17 protein-coding genes are annotated in these 20,177 nt (G+C 44.8%); all 17 read left to right on the forward strand.

Annotation, left to right across the window (positions count from 1 at the left end; genetic code table 11):
* Nucleotide 1: 1 nt before the first annotated feature.
* The 17 genes from ACPF7I_RS05045 (at nt 2) to sigE (ending at nt 20,130) form a co-directional block, all read left to right on the forward strand.
* Nucleotides 2–2,176 (forward strand): penicillin-binding protein, encoded by a 2,175-nt coding sequence (locus ACPF7I_RS05045; protein WP_430744415.1) that lies wholly within the window; start codon nt 2–4, stop codon nt 2,174–2,176.
* 64 nt (nt 2,177–2,240) lie between these two features.
* Nucleotides 2,241–4,157: a stage V sporulation protein D gene (locus tag ACPF7I_RS05050; protein WP_430744414.1), complete on the forward strand. Its 1,917-nt coding sequence runs from the start codon at nt 2,241–2,243 to the stop codon at nt 4,155–4,157.
* Between the two features lie 69 nt (nt 4,158–4,226).
* Nucleotides 4,227–5,693 (forward strand): UDP-N-acetylmuramoyl-L-alanyl-D-glutamate--2,6-diaminopimelate ligase, encoded by a 1,467-nt coding sequence (locus ACPF7I_RS05055; RefSeq protein ID WP_430744412.1) that lies wholly within the window; start codon nt 4,227–4,229, stop codon nt 5,691–5,693.
* A gap of 23 nt (nt 5,694–5,716) precedes the next feature.
* The gene (mraY, locus tag ACPF7I_RS05060) at nt 5,717–6,691 is read left to right on the forward strand and encodes a phospho-N-acetylmuramoyl-pentapeptide-transferase (protein ID WP_430744410.1); all 975 of its coding nucleotides are present in this window, start codon (nt 5,717–5,719) and stop codon (nt 6,689–6,691) included.
* Nucleotides 6,688–8,025: a UDP-N-acetylmuramoyl-L-alanine--D-glutamate ligase gene (gene murD / locus ACPF7I_RS05065; RefSeq protein WP_430744409.1), complete on the forward strand. Its 1,338-nt coding sequence runs from the start codon at nt 6,688–6,690 to the stop codon at nt 8,023–8,025. Before mraY ends, murD begins: the two co-directional genes overlap by 4 nt.
* 32 nt (nt 8,026–8,057) lie before the next feature.
* Nucleotides 8,058–9,158 (forward strand): stage V sporulation protein E, encoded by a 1,101-nt coding sequence (spoVE, locus tag ACPF7I_RS05070; protein WP_430744408.1) that lies wholly within the window; start codon nt 8,058–8,060, stop codon nt 9,156–9,158.
* Between the two features lie 54 nt (nt 9,159–9,212).
* Entirely contained in the window at nt 9,213–10,304 is a 1,092-nt protein-coding gene (murG, locus tag ACPF7I_RS05075) for an undecaprenyldiphospho-muramoylpentapeptide beta-N-acetylglucosaminyltransferase (protein ID WP_430744407.1), read from the forward strand.
* A 40-nt stretch (nt 10,305–10,344) separates the two neighbouring features.
* Nucleotides 10,345–11,253 (forward strand): UDP-N-acetylmuramate dehydrogenase, encoded by a 909-nt coding sequence (gene murB / locus ACPF7I_RS05080; RefSeq protein WP_430744406.1) that lies wholly within the window; start codon nt 10,345–10,347, stop codon nt 11,251–11,253.
* 131 nt (nt 11,254–11,384) lie between these two features.
* The gene (locus tag ACPF7I_RS05085) at nt 11,385–12,164 is read left to right on the forward strand and encodes a cell division protein FtsQ/DivIB (RefSeq protein WP_430744405.1); all 780 of its coding nucleotides are present in this window, start codon (nt 11,385–11,387) and stop codon (nt 12,162–12,164) included.
* Nucleotides 12,148–12,840 carry a DUF881 domain-containing protein gene (locus ACPF7I_RS05090; protein WP_430744404.1) on the forward strand — a complete coding sequence of 231 codons (693 nt, stop codon included), beginning with the start codon at nt 12,148–12,150 and terminating at the stop codon, nt 12,838–12,840. The genes ACPF7I_RS05085 and ACPF7I_RS05090 overlap by 17 nt, the downstream gene beginning before the upstream one ends.
* An 11-nt stretch (nt 12,841–12,851) precedes the next feature.
* Nucleotides 12,852–13,568 (forward strand): DUF881 domain-containing protein, encoded by a 717-nt coding sequence (locus tag ACPF7I_RS05095; protein WP_430744403.1) that lies wholly within the window; start codon nt 12,852–12,854, stop codon nt 13,566–13,568.
* 6 nt (nt 13,569–13,574) lie between these two features.
* Nucleotides 13,575–13,934, forward strand: a complete 360-nt coding sequence (locus ACPF7I_RS05100; protein WP_430745972.1) for a small basic family protein — start codon at nt 13,575–13,577, stop codon at nt 13,932–13,934.
* Between the two features lie 80 nt (nt 13,935–14,014).
* Nucleotides 14,015–15,295, forward strand: a complete 1,281-nt coding sequence (ftsA, locus tag ACPF7I_RS05105; RefSeq protein ID WP_430744402.1) for a cell division protein FtsA — start codon at nt 14,015–14,017, stop codon at nt 15,293–15,295.
* A 28-nt stretch (nt 15,296–15,323) separates the two neighbouring features.
* Nucleotides 15,324–16,445 (forward strand): cell division protein FtsZ, encoded by a 1,122-nt coding sequence (gene ftsZ / locus ACPF7I_RS05110; protein WP_043963600.1) that lies wholly within the window; start codon nt 15,324–15,326, stop codon nt 16,443–16,445.
* Nucleotides 16,446–17,031: 586 nt separating this feature from the next.
* Complete coding sequence (gene ltrA / locus ACPF7I_RS05115; RefSeq protein WP_430744401.1) at nt 17,032–18,294, forward strand: group II intron reverse transcriptase/maturase; 1,263 nt, start codon at nt 17,032–17,034, stop codon at nt 18,292–18,294.
* Between the two features lie 174 nt (nt 18,295–18,468).
* The gene (gene spoIIGA / locus ACPF7I_RS05120; RefSeq protein ID WP_430744400.1) at nt 18,469–19,362 is read left to right on the forward strand and encodes a sigma-E processing peptidase SpoIIGA; all 894 of its coding nucleotides are present in this window, start codon (nt 18,469–18,471) and stop codon (nt 19,360–19,362) included.
* A gap of 48 nt (nt 19,363–19,410) precedes the next feature.
* On the forward strand, nt 19,411–20,130 hold the full coding sequence (gene sigE / locus ACPF7I_RS05125; RefSeq protein WP_430744399.1) for an RNA polymerase sporulation sigma factor SigE: 720 nt from the start codon (nt 19,411–19,413) through the stop codon (nt 20,128–20,130).
* The last annotated feature ends 47 nt before the right edge of the window (nt 20,131–20,177 follow it).

Genomic DNA, 20,177 nt, shown 5'->3' on the forward strand with positions numbered 1-20,177 from the left:
AATGAGAAAGCATAAACATACACATAGAGGAGCAGCTATATGTTTCGCTTTTTTTAGCTTGCTCTTTTTTATATTGTTTGGGCGTTTCGTTTATTTACAAGCAACAGGGAAAGCGGATGGAAGAGTGCTAGCGATTGAGGCGCAAGGACGTTATTTGAAAAAACAAGTGCTTGAAGCAAAGCGGGGGACGATTTTTGATCGGCACGGTGAAGTGATCGCAGAAGACATTCCTTCTTACACGGTCGCTGCCATTCTCGATCCCAACATGCCGCAACACGTGACCGATCCGGAAGAAACAGCACGTAAACTCGCACCGCTATTAAAGATGGATGTAGCGGATGTAGAGCGCATTTTGAAAAAAAAGGCGAATCAAGTCGAGTTCGGTCCGAACGGTCGCGGCATTAGCCACACCCTTAAGCAAAAAATCGAGGCGTTACAGCTTCCAGGCATTACGTTTGTACGCGATTCAAAACGATTTTATCCGAACGGTACGTTTGCATCATACGTTGTCGGCTATGCCCAAAAAGATGAGGAGAAGGAAGAAGTTGTTGGAAAAATGGGCATTGAAAAACAGTTTAACGAACAGTTAAAAGAAAAAGACGGACATGTCAAGTATAAAGGCGACCAACAAGGGTTTAAATTACCTTATTCAGATGAAGACATCGTTCCACCGCAAAACGGAAAAGATATATATTTGACGATTGATAAAAAAATCCAAACGTTTTTAGAAGATGCGATGAATGCGGTTGAAAAACAATATGCTCCGAAAAAAATGATCGCCATCGTGGCAGATGCGAAAACAGGGGCGATTTTAGCGATGAGCACTCGCCCAAGCTTTAATCCGAACAAACGAAATATTGAAAACTACTTGAACGATGCGATTGCGTACCCATACGAACCGGGATCGACAATGAAAATTTTTACGCTTGCCGCCGCCGTGAATGAAGGGGTGTTTCAAGCAAACGAGACGTATCAATCCGGTTCTTATCAAGTTGGAAACCATCGCATTCGCGACCATAATAAAGTCGGTTGGGGAAAAATTACGTTTCTTGAAGGGGTACAACGTTCGTCAAACGTTGCATTCGCAAAAATCGTGCGCGAAAAATTAGGTGAAGATCGATTTTTACAATATTTGCATCGCTTCCATTTTAACGAGCCGACAGGCATTGAATTGCCGGGCGAAAAAGTCGGAAACATTTTATATCGCTATCCGATCGAAAAAGTGACGACAGGTTTCGGCCAAGGAACATCGGTTACACCAATTCAACAAATTCAAGCGGCTACGGCGATTGCAAACGGCGGAAAAATGATGAAACCGTACGTTGTCGATCGCATCATTGATCCAGACAGCGGGAAAACGGTTGTAAAACATGAACCGACCGTTGTCGATACACCAATTTCAAAAGAAACAGCGGAAAAAGTGTTAGACATTTTAGAGACGGTCGTCACATCTGAAAAAGGAACGGGGCGTCCGTACCAAATTGAAGGTTATCGCGTCGCAGGGAAAACAGGAACGGCGCAAATTCCAGATCCGAAAGGTGGCTATTTAACAGGGCATCAAAACTACATTTTCTCATTTTTAGGGATGGCGCCGCGCGAAAATCCGCGCTTAATTATGTATGTCGCTGTGCAACAACCAAACATTTCATATACGGAAACGGGGGCAGCGCCCGTATCGATGATCTTTAATCCCGTCATGAAAAATAGTTTACAATATTTAAACATTCAGCCGACTGTTGAGAAAAAGCGGGAGAAAAAAGATAAAAGCATCCCTCTTCCTTCGTATGTCGGTCAATCGGTTGAACAGGCGGCACAGTCGTTGAAAAAACAAGGGTTGAACGTCACGATCATCGGAAAAGGAACAGAAGTGCGCGCGCAAATTCCGAAAGCAGGAGAGCATGTCGTTGCACCCGATCGCATTTTGTTGCAAACGGACGGACAAGCGATGATGCCAGATGTGACAGGCTGGTCGTTGCGCGATGTTATGAAGCTAGCTGATTTGTTGCAGTTAAAACCGAGCTTTATTGGGAGCGGATATGTGTTTAGACAAAACATCTCTCCGGGAGCGGTTGTAAAACAACACGACTATATCATTGTCGAGCTTGCAAAACCGTCACATATTGATGAAAAACAACAAACAGACACCGAACAACAAGTAGACGGTCCGGTCGATTAGTTCTATATAGGGCGGTACAAGCATATAGTGGAACGAGCTGAAACATATAAGGAGGTTCTACGATATGCGCGCGGTGACCGTTCGCAAGCGATTAACGGCCGTTTTGTTGATCGGATTTCTCATTTTTGCGATTATTGATATACGTCTCGGTTATGTGCAATTCGTTTTAGGAGATATGTTAACGGAACGAGCGAAAGATTTATGGAGCCGAAATATTCCGTTTGAGCCAGAGCGCGGAGAAATCGTCGATCGCAACGGGGTGCCTTTAGCGACAAACGTGAGCGCCCCGTCTGTGCTCGTCGTTCCAAGACAAATTGAAAACCCATCTGAAGTCGCGAATGAACTGGCACGCATATTAAATATGCCGGTCGAAAAAGCATATAAACATGTGACGAAAAAAACGTCCATTGAACGCATTCATCCAGAAGGGCGGAAAATTTCAAATGAGCAAGCAAAACAAATTCGTGACTTAGGGATGAAAGGGGTATATATTGCGGAAGACTCGAAACGTTACTATCCGTTTGGAAGCTATTTATCGCACGTGCTTGGGTTTGCAGGCATTGACAATCAAGGATTAATGGGTTTAGAACTTTATTACGATAAACAGTTAAGCGGTAAACCAGGGTCGGTTCAATTTTATTCCGATGCGAAAGGAAAGCGCATGCCGGGAATGGCAGATGCATACACACCGCCTGTGGATGGTCTTGACTTAAAGTTGACGATTGACACGCGCGTCCAAACGATTTTGGAACGGGAGCTCACGATCGCAGAAGCGACGTATCGTCCAGATGGCATCATTGCGATTGCGATGAATCCGAACAACGGAGAAATTTTAGGGATGGCAAGCCGTCCGACGTTTGACCCTGCCGATTTTCAAAACGTTCCTCCTGAAATTTTTAACCGTAACTTGCCGATTTGGAGCACGTATGAACCGGGATCGACGTTTAAAATTATTACGCTTGCGGCGGCATTAGAAGAAAAAAAAGTCGATTTATTGAAAGAACATTTTTACGATCCGGGATATGTGAAAGTAGCTGGAGCGACGCTTCATTGTTGGAAGCGTGGCGGTCATGGCGATCAAACGTTTCTTGAAGTTGTGCAAAACTCGTGCAACCCCGGATTCGTTGAACTCGGTGAACGGCTTGGCAAAGAAAAACTATTTCAATATATTCGCGCGTTCGGCTTTGGTGAAAAAACAGGCATCGATTTGCAAGGAGAAGGGAAAGGCATTTTGTTTCCGCTCCATCGCGTCGGACCGGTCGAACAAGCGACGACTGCTTTCGGGCAAGGCGTAGCTGTTACACCGATTCAACAAGTCGCAGCGGTCGCAGCGGCGGTAAACGGTGGCATTTTATATCAACCGTACATTGCAAAAGAATGGCTCGATCCGGTCACAGGGGAAGTCGTGCAGCGTCAAACGCCGAAAGCAAAACGGAGAGTTATTTCCGAGGAAACGTCCAAGCAAATTCGCTATGCGCTTGAAAGCGTTGTGGCGCAAGGGACGGGCAAGGGGGCGTTCGTCGATGGCTACCGCGTCGGCGGTAAAACAGGTACGGCACAAAAAGCGAAAGACGGTCAATATTTAAAAGATAACCATATCGTTTCCTTTATCGGATTTGCACCGTCCGATGATCCACAAATGGTTGTATATGTCGCTGTCGATAATCCGAAAGGAACGGTGCAATTTGGGGGCGTCGTCGCCGCTCCGATTGTTGGAAATATTATGGAAGATAGCTTACGGGCGCTCGGTGTAAAACCGCGTAAACAACAAATTGAAAAAGAAACGACGTGGCTCGATGTGCGCTATGTAGAAGTGCCGAATTTAATCGGCTTAACAAAAAAAGATTTGCAACAACAGCTTTTTCACTTAAAATTAGATGGTAGTGGCGAAGGTGATACGGTCATTGAACAGGCGCCGAAGCCTGGAGTCAAAGTGAAAGAAGGAGCGACGATCCGGGTTTATTTTGGAACGAAACGGTAAAGCCTAGAGGAAGTATCCTCATGGCTTCTTTTTCTGTTTATATAAGAAAAAAAGAAAGGAACGATCGGCATGAAGTTACAAACGTTGCTTCAACATTTACATCACTTTCCCCCGCTCGTAACAGAAAATCCAACGATTACATCGATTGAAATGGACTCAAGAGAAGTGAAACAAGGCTCTTTGTTTGTATGTATCAAAGGATTTACAGTAGACGGGCATGATTTTGCTGAACAAGCGGTGGCGCGCGGAGCAGTAGCGATCATTGCGGAACGACCGCTCACATTACCTGTGCCGGTCATTTATGTAAACGACAGCCGGCGAGCATTAGCGGTGTTAGCTGATGCGTTTTACGGTCAGCCGACGCATCATCTTCATTTAATCGGGGTGACAGGGACGAACGGAAAAACGTCGACGACGCATTTCATTGAACGTATATGTCGTCATGCTGGAAAAAAAACCGGGCTCATCGGTACGATTAACATGAAAATAGGCGATGAGACGTATGATGTAAACAATACGACACCTGAATCGCTCGTTTTGCAAAAAATGTTTCGTAAAATGGTCGATGCCGATGTGGACGTCGCTGCGATGGAAGTATCTTCACATGCGCTACATATGGGGAGGGTGCATGGTTGCGATTTTGATGTCGCTGTGTTTACGAATTTAACGCAAGATCATTTAGATTACCATCAAACGATGGACCATTATCGTTGGTCGAAAGGGTTATTGTTTGCACAGCTCGGCAACCGTTTTGACTATCAACGTCCAAAATTTGCGATATTGAATGCAGACGATGCGGCTTCCGAAGAATACAAAAAAAGTACAGCGGCCCACGTTGTTACGTACGGCATTCATCAAAAAAGCGACATCATGGCGAAAAATATTGAAATGACAACGAGCGGCACGGCGTTTCAACTCGTCACACCGACCGAAACGGTACAAATAAAAACGAAACTGATCGGCATGTTTAACGTGTATAACATGTTAGCCGCTGTGGGCGCTTGTCTCGTTTCGAACATTCCGCTTGCGACGATTGTTGAAGCGATCGCCGACATGGAAGGCGTTCCGGGCCGCTTTGAAGTCGTTGACGCCGGGCAGCCGTTTACAGTGATCGTTGATTACGCCCATACGCCAGATAGTTTAGAAAATGTGTTGCAAACGATTCGGCAGTTTGCGAAAAAGCGCATATTTGTCGTCGTTGGCTGCGGTGGAGATCGCGATCGGACGAAGCGGCCATTGATGGCACAAATCGCTGTCCAATATAGCGATGTGCCGATTTTTACATCCGATAATCCGCGCTCAGAAGACCCGATGGCTATTTTAAGTGATATGAAGCAAGGGGTAAAAGAAGATGTCGTATGTATCGTCGATCGAAAAGAGGCGATTACGTATGCGATTGAGCAAGCGAAAGAAGGCGATGTCGTTTTAATCGCGGGAAAAGGGCATGAAACGTATCAAATTATTGGCAAAGACGTGTTATATTTCGATGATCGTGTCGTCGCACGCGAAGCTATTCAACGAAGAAAAGATAAATAGGAGATGAGGAAGGTGCAACGATCATGAACGAGAAAGTTATTTTGTTTACGGCAGGGCTTGCTTTTATTATTACGGTCGTATTATCGCCCATGTTCATTCCGTTTTTAAGGCGATTAAAATTTGGGCAAAGCATTCGTGAGGAAGGACCAAAGTCCCATCAAAAAAAATCAGGGACGCCAACGATGGGCGGATTAATGATTTTAATTTCGCTTTCTATTGCCACGCTCGTCATGAGCGACATGTTTTTTGAGCGGACGGCGCAAACGTACTTATTGTTGTTTGTGACGATAGGCTACGGCTTGCTCGGATTTGTTGATGATTTCATTAAAGTGGTTATGAAACGCAACCTTGGCTTAACGAGCAAACAAAAACTAGCTGGGCAATTGCTTATCGCGCTCATCTTTTACTTTTTCTTTCAACGTTATGGCATTTCAACCGTCGTGGCAATTCCAGGAACAGATTATTCGTTTGACTTAGGGGTTGCCTACATTTTGTTAATCATTTTTATGCTTGTCGGCGGTTCGAATGCGGTCAACTTAACAGACGGGTTGGACGGCTTGCTTGCGGGAACAGCGGCGATCGCGTTTGGCGCATATGCTGTATTGGCATGGAACCAAGGGCAATACGATGTCGCTATTTTTAGCGTCGCCGTTGTCGGTGCGGTGCTTGGATTTCTCGTATTTAACGCGCATCCTGCAAAAGTGTTTATGGGCGATACCGGCTCGCTTGCGCTTGGCGGGGCAATTGTCGCCGTTGCGATTTTAACGAAGCTTGAAATATTATTAGTTATTATCGGCGGTGTATTTGTTATCGAAACGTTATCTGTCATCATTCAAGTCATTTCGTTTAAAACGACAGGAAAACGCGTATTTCGTATGAGCCCGCTTCATCATCATTACGAATTAATCGGCTGGTCTGAATGGCGTGTTGTTGTGACGTTTTGGGCGGTTGGCTTACTATTTGCCATCTTAGGAATTTATATTGAGGTGTGGGTATGATGTATAACGGAAAAAAAGTGTTTGTATTAGGTTTAGCAAAAAGCGGATGGGCAGCGGCGAAACGGCTTCGCGAGCTCGGTGCCGATGTCGTCGTCAATGATCGAAATGAACCGAGTGAACAACAAAGACGGGAGCTAGAAGCGCTTGGCATTCGCCTCGTATGCGGCGGGCATCCGCTTGAATTGCTTGACGAGCCGTTTGATTTCGTTGTAAAAAATCCGGGCATTCCGTACGCGAACGAACTTGTACAAAAAGCGCTTGACAAACATATCCCAGTCATTACCGAAGTGGAAATTGCTTATGAAACGTCAGAAGCGCCGATCATCGGCATTACAGGTTCAAACGGAAAAACGACGACGACGACGCTCATTTTTCATATATTGCAAGAAGCGAAACGCCGGCCGCTCATCGCAGGAAATATCGGAACGGTCGCGTGCGAAGTCGCAAAACAAGCGACAAAAGATGACGTCATCGTCATGGAATTATCTTCGTTCCAGCTGCTTGGGACGATTCGCTTTCGCCCGCACATCGCGGTGTTGTTAAACATTTTTGATGCGCATTTAGACTACCATGGGACGAAAGAAGCGTATGCGGAAGCGAAAGGAAACATTTTTAAAAACCAAACGGAAACCGACTACGCCATCGTCAACGCCGACGATCCAATTGTGATGCAATTGGCGGAGAAAAGCCGCGCGCAAAAAGTGCTGTTTTCCGCTAAAACGCCATTAGCATACGGGGCAACAGTGAAAGAAGGAGCCATTTATTTTCATGACGAGCGAATTATTGATGTCCGAGATGTGGCGTTACGAGGGGCGCATAACATCGAAAATATATTAGCAGCTGTTGCGGCAACAAAACTAGCGGGTGCAGACAACGATTCGATTTGCCGTGTATTAAAGACGTTTACAGGTGTCCCACATCGACTGCAATTTGTCGCTGAAATAAACGGCCGAAAATTTTATAACGATTCGAAGGCGACAAACATATTGGCGACACAAAAGGCGTTAAGCGCTTTTCATGAGCCGGTCATTTTACTTGCGGGCGGCTTAGATCGCGGCAATGAATTTGATGAACTATTGCCGTATTTAAACCATGTAAAAGCGGTCATGACGTTCGGACAGACAGCACCGAAAATTGAACGTGTGGCGCGTGAAGCAGGAATACAGCAAGTGAAACGTGTCGATAATGTGGAACAAGCAGCTTTTGCCGCATATGAATGGTCGTCGCCGGGCGATGTTATTTTACTGTCGCCAGCTTGTGCAAGTTGGGATCAATATAAAACTTTCGAACAGCGTGGGGACATGTTTGTACATGCGGTGCATAAGCTTAAATAAGACGAATTTTAAGTAAATTGAGGTGTTCCGCATTGCATGGAAAAAAGTCTGCACCTGATTTTTTGTTAATGATCATCACGTTTTCGTTGTTAGCGATCGGGCTCATTATGGTGTATAGCGCAAGCGCCATTTGGGCGGACTACAAGTTTCACGATTCGTTTTTCTTTGCGAAGCGTCAGTTGCTATTTGCAGCGGTTGGTATCGTTGCGATGTTTTTTTTCATGAACATCGACTATTGGACGTGGCGCACGTGGGCGAAAGTGTTGCTTATCGTTTGTTTCATTCTTCTCGTTCTCGTCTTAATTCCAGGCATCGGCATGGTGCGCAACGGTTCGCGAAGCTGGATCGGTGTCGGCGCGTTTTCCATTCAGCCATCTGAATTTATGAAAATGGCGATGATCGCATTTTTAGCGAAATATTTATCTGAAAATCAAAAAAAAATCGCGTCGTTTAAACAAGGGTTACTCCCATCATTGACGCTCGTTTTTATCGCGTTTGCCATGATTATGTTGCAACCTGATTTAGGAACAGGAACGGTGATGGTCGGCACGTGCGTCGTCATGATTTTTGTTGCTGGCGCGCGCATGAGTCATTTTGTCGTTCTCGGTTTGCTTGGATTGGCAGGGTTTGCCGGGCTCGTGTTATCTGCCCCGTATCGCATCAAACGCATCACGTCGTTTTTAAACCCGTGGGAAGATCCGTTAGGAAGCGGTTTTCAAATCATTCAATCGCTTTATGCGATCGGACCGGGTGGGCTATTCGGGCTCGGATTAGGGCAAAGCCGGCAAAAGTTTTTTTACTTACCTGAGCCGCAAACGGACTTTATTTTTGCCATTTTAGCGGAAGAACTCGGATTTATCGGCGGTTCGCTCGTTTTGCTTTTGTTTAGTTTATTGCTTTGGCGCGGCATTCGCATCGCTTTAGGAGCACCGGATTTGTACGGCAGTTTTTTAGCTGTCGGCATTATCGCGATGATTGCGATTCAAGTGATGATTAATATCGGAGTGGTGACCGGATTAATGCCGGTGACAGGCATTACGTTGCCGTTTTTAAGCTATGGAGGGTCATCTTTGACGCTCATGCTTATGGCGATTGGCGTCTTGTTAAACATTAGCCGTTACGCGCGATATTAAAGGCTGACTTCATGGAAGTCAGCTTCTTCTGTTACTTTCGAGAGGGGGAAAACAATGAAAATTGTAGTTAGTGGTGGCGGAACAGGCGGGCATATTTATCCCGCTCTTTCATTCATTCACGAGGTGAAAAAACAACACCCAAACGTTGATGTATTATATATCGGGACGAAAAAAGGATTAGAAAGTACGATCGTTCCAAGAGAAAACATTCCGTTTTATGCGATTGACATTAGCGGATTCAAGCGTAGCTTATCTTTTGAAAACGCCAAAACAATCGCTCGCTTTATTAAAAGTGTGCGCACGTGTAAAAAACTGTTGAAACAATATGAGCCGGACGTTGTGCTCGGTACGGGGGGCTACGTGTGCGGACCTGTCGTGTATGCGGCAGCTAAACTAGGCATTCCGACGATCATTCACGAACAAAATAGCATTCCGGGATTGACGAACAAATTTTTAAGCCGCTATGTTCATAAAATTGCCATTTGCTTTGAAGAAACAAAACAATATTTTCCGGCTGAAAAAGTCGCGTTAACTGGAAACCCGCGCGCTTCGGAAGTCGTAGGAAAAGATGGGCGAGAGGCGAAACGATCGCTCGGGTTAGATGAGAAAAAAAAGACGGTGCTCATTGTTGGCGGAAGTCGTGGGGCGCGCCCGATAAACGAGGCGTTTTTACAAGTGCTACAACAAGTCGAACAAAAACCGTACCAATTTTTATATGTTACAGGTGACGTTCATTATGATAAAGTAATAAAGGCGGTAAGCGACGTCGGCAATCCTTCAAACGTCATCATTCGTCCGTTCATTCATAACATGCCAGAAGTATTGGCAGGGGTAGATGTGATCGTCGCTCGCGCGGGCGCAACGACGCTTGCAGAAATTACCGCGCTCGGCATCCCGAGCATTTTAATCCCAAGCCCATATGTGACAAATAATCATCAAGAAAAAAATGCCCGGGCGCTTGAAAAAAAAGGAGCAGCGATCGTCCGTTTAGAAGACGAATTGACGGGCGTGCGCTTGCTTGAAGATATCGATCGCATATTGCTAGACGAACAAACGTTGACAAAAATGAAAGAAGCGGCATTTCAATTAGGCATTCGCGATGCGGCACAACGTTTATATCGCCTCATGGTGGAGATCATTTCATAAGTTGCATACGATATAGGAAAGAGGTAGAGGAGGTAGGCCATTGGAAAAACTACGTGAAGAGCTGCTTGAAGCAAACGTTGGAACGGTGAAAGAGAACGAACGAATGGCAAATCATACGACAATGAAAATCGGCGGACCAGCTGACTTGTTCGTGGAGCCGAAAAATATCGATCGTTTAAAAAAGACGATGGAAATCGTGAAAAAATATAACGTCCGTTGGCGTGCGATCGGCCGCGGTTCGAACTTGCTCGTGCTAGACGAAGGCATTGAAGGCGTCGTCATTAAACTTGGCGAAGGATTAGACGACTTACAAATAGACGGGACAGAAGTGACGGTTGGCGGTGGCTATTCGCTTATTAAACTGGCGACAGTCATTAGTAAACAAGGATTGTCTGGACTTGAGTTTGCTGGAGGCATTCCAGGATCGGTCGGCGGGGCGGTATATATGAATGCGGGCGCTCACGGTTCTGATATGTCGCGCATCGTCAAAAAAGCACAAATTTTATTTGAAGATGGGACGATCGAATGGTTGACGAATGAAGAAATGGAATTTTCGTATCGCACATCCGTTTTACAAACAAAACGTAAAGGCATTTGTGTCGCAGCAACACTTGAAATGAAAAAAGGAAACCGCGACGAAATTGTCGCAGCGATGCAAAAAAATAAAGATTATCGCCGCGAAACACAACCGTGGAACTATCCGTGCGCCGGAAGCATTTTCCGCAATCCGCTCCCTCAATACGCCGGACAGTTAATTGAAAAAGCAGGATTAAAAGGCTATACGATCGGTGGGGCAAAAATTTCGGAACAACATGCGAATTTTATTGTGAATGCGGGCGGAGCGACGGCAAAAGATGTGCTCGAGCTCATCGATTACGTGAAAAAAACCATTTACGACTTATACGGTGTTTCGTTGCAAACAGAAGTTGAAATTGTTGGGCGGAAGTAATACATTTTCCCCATCCTAATTTTTTCTATATTATGCTATAATAAATGTTGAAACAATGAACTAACGGTTGCTGACGTGCACCGTTAGTTTTCTTGTTATTTTGATTTGGTCCATCGACCGAGGTGGAGTGAATGGAAAAAGGAAAAGTTGTTGTTCTTGAAGAACGTGTACCAAAGTTAAAGGAGCAGCGAAGACAGCGCGCGAATCGCTTGCTCATTGTATATATCGCTCTATTTTTTATGCTTTTGTTAGCGGTCATTTATGCCCAGTCGCCGCTTAGCAATGTCGCGGTCATCCACGTGGAAGGGAATCGGCATATCGCTTCTCAAGATGTCATTCAATTAAGCGGTGTGACGAAAAAAACAAGTTTTTGGAAAGTAAAAAAAGACGAAGTCGAACAGCGCATTCAACAACATCCAGAAGTGAAAGAAGTAAGCGTGAAAAAACGAATTCCGAATCGCATTGACATCGTGATCGTCGAACGAAAGCGCATCGCTTACATTTTGGACAAGCATTCGTTTCTGCCGATTTTAGAGAATGGAAAAGTGTTAACGGATGTCAAACGGGCGATTCCGAGCGATGCCCCGATCTTAATCGGATGGAAAGAAGGGGACGCTATTCAAGATATGGCTACCCAATTGGCACATACGCCAAGTTCGATTTTAAACCTCATTTCAGAAATTCATTACACCCCAAGCCCATCTGATCGAAGACATATTACCGTCTATATGAATGATGGCATAGAAGTAAGTGCGACGATTGACCGTTTTGCGGAAAAAATCGTTCATTATCCTTCCATTGTCAGCCAGTTGCAACCGGGGGTGAAAGGTGTTCTGCATCTAGAGATGAGCATATATTTCAAGCCGTACGAAGCGGATGAAGGGAATGAAAAAGATGAAAATGAACGGTAACCACGTCGTTTTATCGTTCGTTTGCTTAGTTTTAGGCTTTATGTTAGTCCTCTCCTACCAAATGGCCAAAAAAGAAACGGCTAACCGTCAACTAGAACGCCAATGGAATAAAGGGTACGAATATCGCGAGCAGCTGATTGAGCAACAAGAACAAAACCGCAAACTGCAAGCGGAACTATTTAACAAACAACAACGTGTGCGTGAAATGGAAAAAGAGCTAGCGAACGAAGAACAAGTGTATTTTAACCTCGTCGAAGATGCGGAACGATTGCGCATGTATCTCGGAAAAGTAAAGGTAAAAGGAAAAGGGGTGGAAGTGACGTTATCCGACGCGTCGTACATCCCTTCTGAAGCGAATGCGACAAACTACATCGTTCATGAGCAACACGTATTTCAAGTTGTCAACGAACTATGGATTGCTGGAGCATCAGCGGTGGCAATTAACGGGCAGAGACTGTCGCATCGTTCGTACATCGTTTGTAACGGTCCGGTCATTGAAATTGATGGCACACAGCATCCAGCTCCGTTTGTCATTGAAGCGATCGGCGATCCGAACGTGCTCATTCAAGCGTTAACAATTGCTGGCGGCGTCAAAGACCAATTGACGAGCGATCATATTGTTGTTGATATTGTAGAAAAGTCAGAAGTGACGATGGAACCGATTATGCAAAAATAAAAGGAGGGGCGATGTTGACGCGAAAAACGATATGGCATTTTACGCTTGTTTCGCTTATTATCGGCTTTATGTTGGCAATCCAATTTCAGACGAGCCAAGAGCCTGATGTGCGCGATACGCGTGACATATGGGAAATACGACGAGATTTACAAAAAGAACAAGAGTTACATAAACAGCTGTTAAATGAAATTCGAAAATATGAAGAGACGTTAGAAAAATACGAACAGCAACGTTCAGAAAATAAAGGGGCTATTTTGCGTCAAACGGTAGAGGAGTTGAAAAAAGAGGCGGGACTGACAGAAGTTGTCGGTGAAGGGGTCGTGCTTTATATTGAGCAAATGTATGATGAATCATACGTCGGTCCGGTTAGCGATACGATACCCGCAGATTTACTGCGCCGGCTAATTAACGAATTAAATATGTACGGAGCTGAACATCTATCGATTGCTGATCAACGTTTTGTTAACACAACGGTCATTCGCGACATTAACGGTGTGACGAAAGTTGATTCGTATCCGCTTCGCTCCTTTCCAATTGAAATAAAAGTCATTACCCCTGATGCTGAAAAAATGTACAATCGGCTAAAAGCATCAACCATTGCCGATGACTTTGCGCTTGAAAATTTGCTCCTTACCGTTTCAGAGCCACAACAACGGGTCGTCATCTCTCCATACGATGGCACAGTGCGTGTGAAACAAATGGAAGCGGTCGAAGAGGCTAGGAGGTGAAAAATGATGTGGCTTCCATGGCTCGGTTTACTGATCGGCATACTGCTCGGATTGTTGACGGATTGGCGCATTCCGAGCGAATATTCGAGCTACTTATCTATCGCTGTGCTAGCGGCGTTCGATACGCTCATTGGCGGCATTCGTGCCCATTTACAAAATATTTACGATGAGCACGTATTTGTATCTGGATTTTTTTTTAATATTATTTTAGCAACAAGTTTAGCTTTTCTCGGTGTGCATCTTGGTGTAGACTTGTATTTAGCAGCTGTATTTGCGTTCGGTGTACGCCTGTTTCAAAACATCGCTGTCATCCGCCGAATTTTGCTGACGAAATGGTTAGAAAACCGCCAAAAAAATCGCTCATAAAAAAGGGAATGCTGTTCGAATGTGGAATATAGTGTTGATATACATAGCAACGTTCATTTTGTAAAGGAGGTGCCACCAGAATGAACAGCAACGATTTTTATGTTAGTCTTGACATCGGTACATCTAGTGTGAAAGTGATCATTGGCGAAATGATCAATGATCAGTTAAACATTATCGGTGTCGGCAATGTGAAATCGCAAGGGCTGAAAAAAGGCTCTATTATTGATATAGATGAAACAGTACAATCCATTAAACGAGCGGTTGAACAAGCAGAACGCATGGTCGGCGTAACGATTAAAGGCGCGATTGTCGGAGTGAACGGCAATCATATTCAACTTCAGCCGTGCAACGGCATTGTTGCTGTATCAAGCGAAAATAAAGAAATTACAAATGAAGATGTGACGCGCGTCATTGAAGCGGCACAAGTCGTTTCTATTCCTCCAGAGCGCGAAATTATCGATGTCATTCCGAAACAGTTTATCGTCGATGGGCTTGACGGAATTAACGATCCGCGCGGCATGCTAGGCGTTCGCCTAGAAATGGAAGGCACGATGATTACCGCATCAAAAACCGCTTTACATAACGTGCTTCGTTGTGTAGAACGAGCGGGATTACAAGTGCTTGACGTATGTCTTCAACCGCTGGCGGCAGCCTCGATTGCGCTATCGAAAGATGAGAAAAATTTAGGTGTTGCGCTCGTTGATATCGGTGGCGGTTCGACGACGGTTGCCGTATTTGAACAAGGATTTTTACAAGCGACGACCGTGCTTCCGATTGGTGGTGAACATATTACAAAAGACTTATCGATCGGCATGCGCACGTCGACAGAAGATGCAGAACGCATTAAACTAAAACATGGACATGCGTTTTACGATCTTGCTTCTGATGAAGAAGTATTCAGCGTTCCGATTATCGGCACCGATCAACATCAACAATTTACCCAGCTAGAAATTGCCGATATGATTGAGGCACGGGTAGAAGAAATTTTACAAATGGTACAAGCAGAAATTCGGAGACGCGGATTTCGCGACTTGCCTGGCGGATATGTGCTGACTGGTGGTACGGCCAATATGCCCGGCGTATTAGAACTTGCGGAAGCGATATTTAACCATACCGTTCGCGTGGCGATGCCAGATTATATTGGCGTGCGCGATCCGCAATATACAAACGGTGTCGGTTTCATTCAATTCTCTTATAAAAATGCGAAGCTGCAAGGAAGAGACGTTCCTGTTCTTTCTTCCGGAGCGGCAAACGATTTCCAAGCGGAAAAAAAGGTGCATAAAGCGCCAGCGAAACCGAAACAAAAAGAAGAGCATTTAGGACAGAAAGTAAAGAAATTTTTCGGATACTTTTTTGAATGACAATTTGAATGGCTAGGAGGATTATGTCATGTTGGAGTTTGACACGACTGTTGATCAGTTAGCGACAATTAAAGTAATTGGCGTCGGCGGCGGTGGAAACAACGCTGTCAACCGCATGATTGAACATGGAGTCCAAGGTGTTGAATTTATTGCGGTCAATACAGATGCTCAAGCGTTAAACTTATCAAAAGCGCCAACGAAACTGCAAATTGGAGCGAAATTGACGCGCGGATTAGGTGCGGGGGCAAATCCAGAAGTAGGAAAAAAAGCAGCAGAAGAAAGTAAAGAACAAATTGAAGAAGCGCTCAAAGGAGCTGATATGGTATTCGTTACAGCCGGCATGGGCGGAGGAACAGGAACAGGGGCGGCTCCGGTCATCGCTCAAATTGCGCGCGATTTAGGTGCGCTCACAGTCGGCGTCGTCACCCGACCGTTTACGTTCGAAGGAAGAAAGCGTGCGATGCAGGCGGCAAGCGGCATTGCGGCAATGAAAGAAGCGGTCGATACGCTCATCGTCATTCCGAACGATCGTTTATTAGAAATTGTTGATAAAAATACGCCGATGTTAGAAGCGTTCCGTGAAGCAGACAACGTGCTTCGTCAAGGCGTACAAGGCATCTCCGACTTAATTGCTGTGCCGGGATTAATTAACTTAGACTTCGCTGATGTGAAAACAATTATGTCAAATAAAGGTTCTGCTCTTATGGGAATCGGTGTTGCAACAGGGGAAAATCGTGCGGCAGAAGCTGCGAAAAAGGCGATTTCAAGCCCGCTACTAGAAACGTCGATCGACGGTGCACAAGGGGTGTTAATGAATATTACAGGCGGCACGAATTTAAGCTTGTACGAAGTGCAAGAAGCAGCCGACATCGTCGCATCCGCTGCCGACCAAGATGTAAATATGATTTTCGGTTCCGTCATTAACGAAAACTTAAAAGACGAAATTATCGTTACTGTCATCGCGACAGGATTTAACGAAGAAGTTAACCAAGCAAAAGCAACGCGACAAGCCGTTGTCAAACCAACGGTTGGCGTCAAGCGCGAGAAAAAAGAAGAGCCAGTCGTCGACTACCCGCCAACGCGCGGTCAACAAGTAGAAGACCCGCTCGACATTCCCGCTTTTTTGCGCAACCGCAATCGTCGCCGTTAAAAAAACGCTCACGACTCGTGGGCGTTTTTTTATTCATGTGCGCTCGGCATGGGTGCAATCTCTAGGGTGAAAGTCCCGAACTGCGAAGGCAGAAGTAGCAGTTAGCTTAACGCAAGGGTGTCCGTGGTGACGCGGAATCTGAAGGAAGCGAGCGGCAAACTTCCGGTCTGAGGAACACGAACTTCATACAAGGCTAGGTATCATTGGATGAGTTTGCATGACAAAACAAAGTCCTTTCTGCCGAAGGTGATACAGAGTAAATGAAGCAGATAGATGGAAGGAAAGATTGCACTCTTACCCGAGGAGGTCTGATGGATACGTGAAGTACGCTTCATAACCTACTTAGTGATAGGTAGCTGAACCATCAGAAGTCAGCAGAGGTCATAGTACGAATCGGTCTAGAACGATTCGGAAGGACTGAACAATCAAGAGAAAATAGCCCTTGGCATTCAGTTCGTCATGATGAACACAGAAAACATAGAACCTACCAAGAGAAAGGAAACGGTGAATCCCGTGGGGGATCTGTTGGAGGGTGGAGTGACGACTGGCATAAGAAGATCAGCTATTTACGGAAGGAAGAAGAACGATGCTTTTGAATCAAATCCTGTCACGGGAGAACATGCTTCTCGCATTGAAACGAGTAGAACAGAATAAGGGAAGCCACGGAGTAGATATGATGCCCGTACAAAACCTACGAACGCATATCGTCGAAAACTGGCAGTCCATCAAAGAGGCGATTCTCAAAGGTACCTATGAACCGATGCCTGTCCGAAGAGTCGAAATCCCGAAACATGATGGCGGTGTTCGGTTACTAGGTATCCCAACCGTGACAGACCGTTTGATTCAACAGGCAATTGCCCAAGTATTGTCGAAGATATATGACCCCATGTTTTCTGAACATAGCTATGGCTTTCGCCCAAATCGAAGCGCCCATGATGCAGTGAGGAAAGCACAAGGATATATCAAAGAGGGATACCGATGGGTTGTAGACATGGATTTAGAAAAGTTCTTTGATCAGGTCAACCACGACAGACTCATGAACACATTGGCGAAAAGAATCCACGATAAACCGTTATTGAAATTAATCCGCAAATACCTGCAGTCGGGTGTCATGATTCATGGAGTGGTTTCAAGTACAGAAAAAGGGACACCACAAGGTGGTCCATTAAGTCCGCTCCTTTCAAACATCGTTCTTGACGAGTTGGATAAAGAATTAGAAAAGAGAGGACATAAATTCGTTCGTTACGCAGATGACTGTAACATTTACGTAAAATCAAAAAGAGCAGGAGAACGAACAATGGCAAGCGTTCAACGATTCATTGAACGCAAACTCCGCTTGAAAGTGAATGAGAAAAAGTCGGCAGTAGACCGTCCATGGAAACGAAAATTCCTTGGATTTAGCTTCACCAACGCAAAGGAACCAAACGTTCGAATCGCAAAAGAAAGCCTGAAACGAATGAAAAAGAAAGTACGAGAAATCACCTCTAGGAGAATGCCATATCCCATGGAATATCGGATTCAGAAACTGAATCAGTATGTATTAGGATGGTGTGGATACTTTGCGCTGGCGGATACGAAATCAATCTTTCGGAAACTAGATGGATGGATTCGTCGAAGACTTCGCATGTGCTTGTGGAAGAATTGGAAAACAGCAAAAACGAGGGTGCGAAACTTGATCAAATTGGGAGTTCCTTCGTGGAAAGCCTATGAATGGGGGAATAGTCGGAAAGGATACTGGCGTATTTCAAATAGCCCCATCTTACACAAAACCCTTGGAAACTCCTACTGGAATGACCAAGGGCTCAAAAGTCTACAAGAGCGTTACGAATTCTTGCGTCACTTATCTTGATTGAACCGCCGTATACGGAACCGTACGTACGGTGGTGTGAGAGGACGGAGGTTAATCACCTCCTCCTACTCGATCATTTGACAAAATCTCTAAAGAAATGACGTCATCGTTTGACACACTTTTCTATTGGAAGTGCTATATACTAGTTTCAAGATGTTTCAAGATAGGGAGGGGATGCCGCTGATTTATGCCGATGTCGTATGGTTATTAAATTTTTGTTTCGATGCGATGTTGCTATGGCTTGCAGCGATCATGCTAAAGCGCCGCGTGCGTTTATGGCGCCTTATGCTTTCTGCGTTATTCGGCTCGCTGCTCGTCTTGCTCGTATTCACTCCTTTTGCTTATATGACATCTCATTTCGTAACGAAACTCGTCATCTCTTTTCTCATCGTTTGGATTTGTTTCGGTTTCCATCGCTTTCGTTTTTTTATTGAAAATGTGCTCGCTTTTTATTTTGCAACGTTTATGCTTGGCGGAGGAATGGTTGCCTTTCACTTTTTGCTAGAAAGCGAAATGACACCTTATTCATCAGGATGGCTCACACATTCGACTTCTATTAGCTGGTTGTTTGTTATCATCATGTTTCCGATTTTATGGCTACTATCAAAAGTGCAAATGGGAACGATTCGGGAAAAAAAGTTGCGCTTTGAACATGTCATTCATGTGCGTGTGACATGTGTCGGACAAACGGTATCGTTGAAAGGATTAGTCGATAGCGGAAATCAATTGCGTGACCCGTTAACAAATACACCGGTGATGATCGTTGAACTGCAATCGTTCGCACACCTCTTCCCTCAAGCTGTTTTACAAATGATTCAAAAACGGACGTACACAGATGACATCCCGAGCGAATGGGTGAGCCGAATACGTTTCGTCCCGTATCGTGCCGTTGGCGTCGAGCAACAGCTACTCGTAGCGATCAAGCCAGACGAAGTGCAATGGTCGGACGGAAAACAATGGACATCTGTCAAAAAAGTGCTCATTGGCTTTTATCCGTCATCGCTGTCAGCGGACGGTGAGTACAACTGCATCGTTCATCCACATATCGTGATGTCGCAAGCTTCGTAATTATTATGATTATACGGCCGATCGTGCTGAAATAGAAGGAGGTTTTTTATGAAGTTATTCAAATTACGTCTCACATATGTATGGTACAAACTATTAAAAAAATTAGGGCTGAAAGCGGATGAAATTTATTACATCGGTGGAAGTGAAGCATTGCCGCCGCCGCTTACAAAAGAAGAAGAAGAAATGTTGCTTCAAAAACTTCCTTCCGGAGATGAAGCCGCGCGTTCGTTACTTATTGAGCGAAACCTTCGTCTTGTCGTTTACATTGCACGAAAGTTTGAAAATACAGGCATTAACATTGAAGATTTAATTAGCATCGGTACGATCGGATTAATTAAAGCGGTCAATACGTTTAATCCGGAGAAAAAAATTAAACTCGCTACATATGCGTCGCGCTGCATTGAAAATGAAATTTTAATGTATTTACGGCGCAACAATAAAGTGCGCTCCGAAGTGTCATTTGATGAACCGTTAAACATTGATTGGGACGGCAACGAATTGTTGTTGTCGGACGTGTTAGGGACAGAAGATGACGTCATTACGAAAGATTTAGAAGCGAATATTGACCGCAATTTACTATTTCGCGCCCTCGATCAATTAAGCGAAAGGGAAAAACAAATTATGGAACTTCGCTTCGGTTTGAGTGGAGGAGAAGAAAAAACGCAAAAAGATGTCGCGGACTTATTAGGCATTTCCCAATCATACATTTCCCGTTTAGAAAAGCGAATTATTAAACGATTGCGAAAAGAGTTTAACAAAATGATGTAATGCATATTTTTCCCTTCGAAGGAGATACTGAAAGCTGACAGCATCTC

The organism is Anoxybacillus dikiliensis (assembly GCF_050613275.1).
GTDB lineage: Bacteria > Bacillota > Bacilli > Bacillales > Anoxybacillaceae > Anoxybacillus.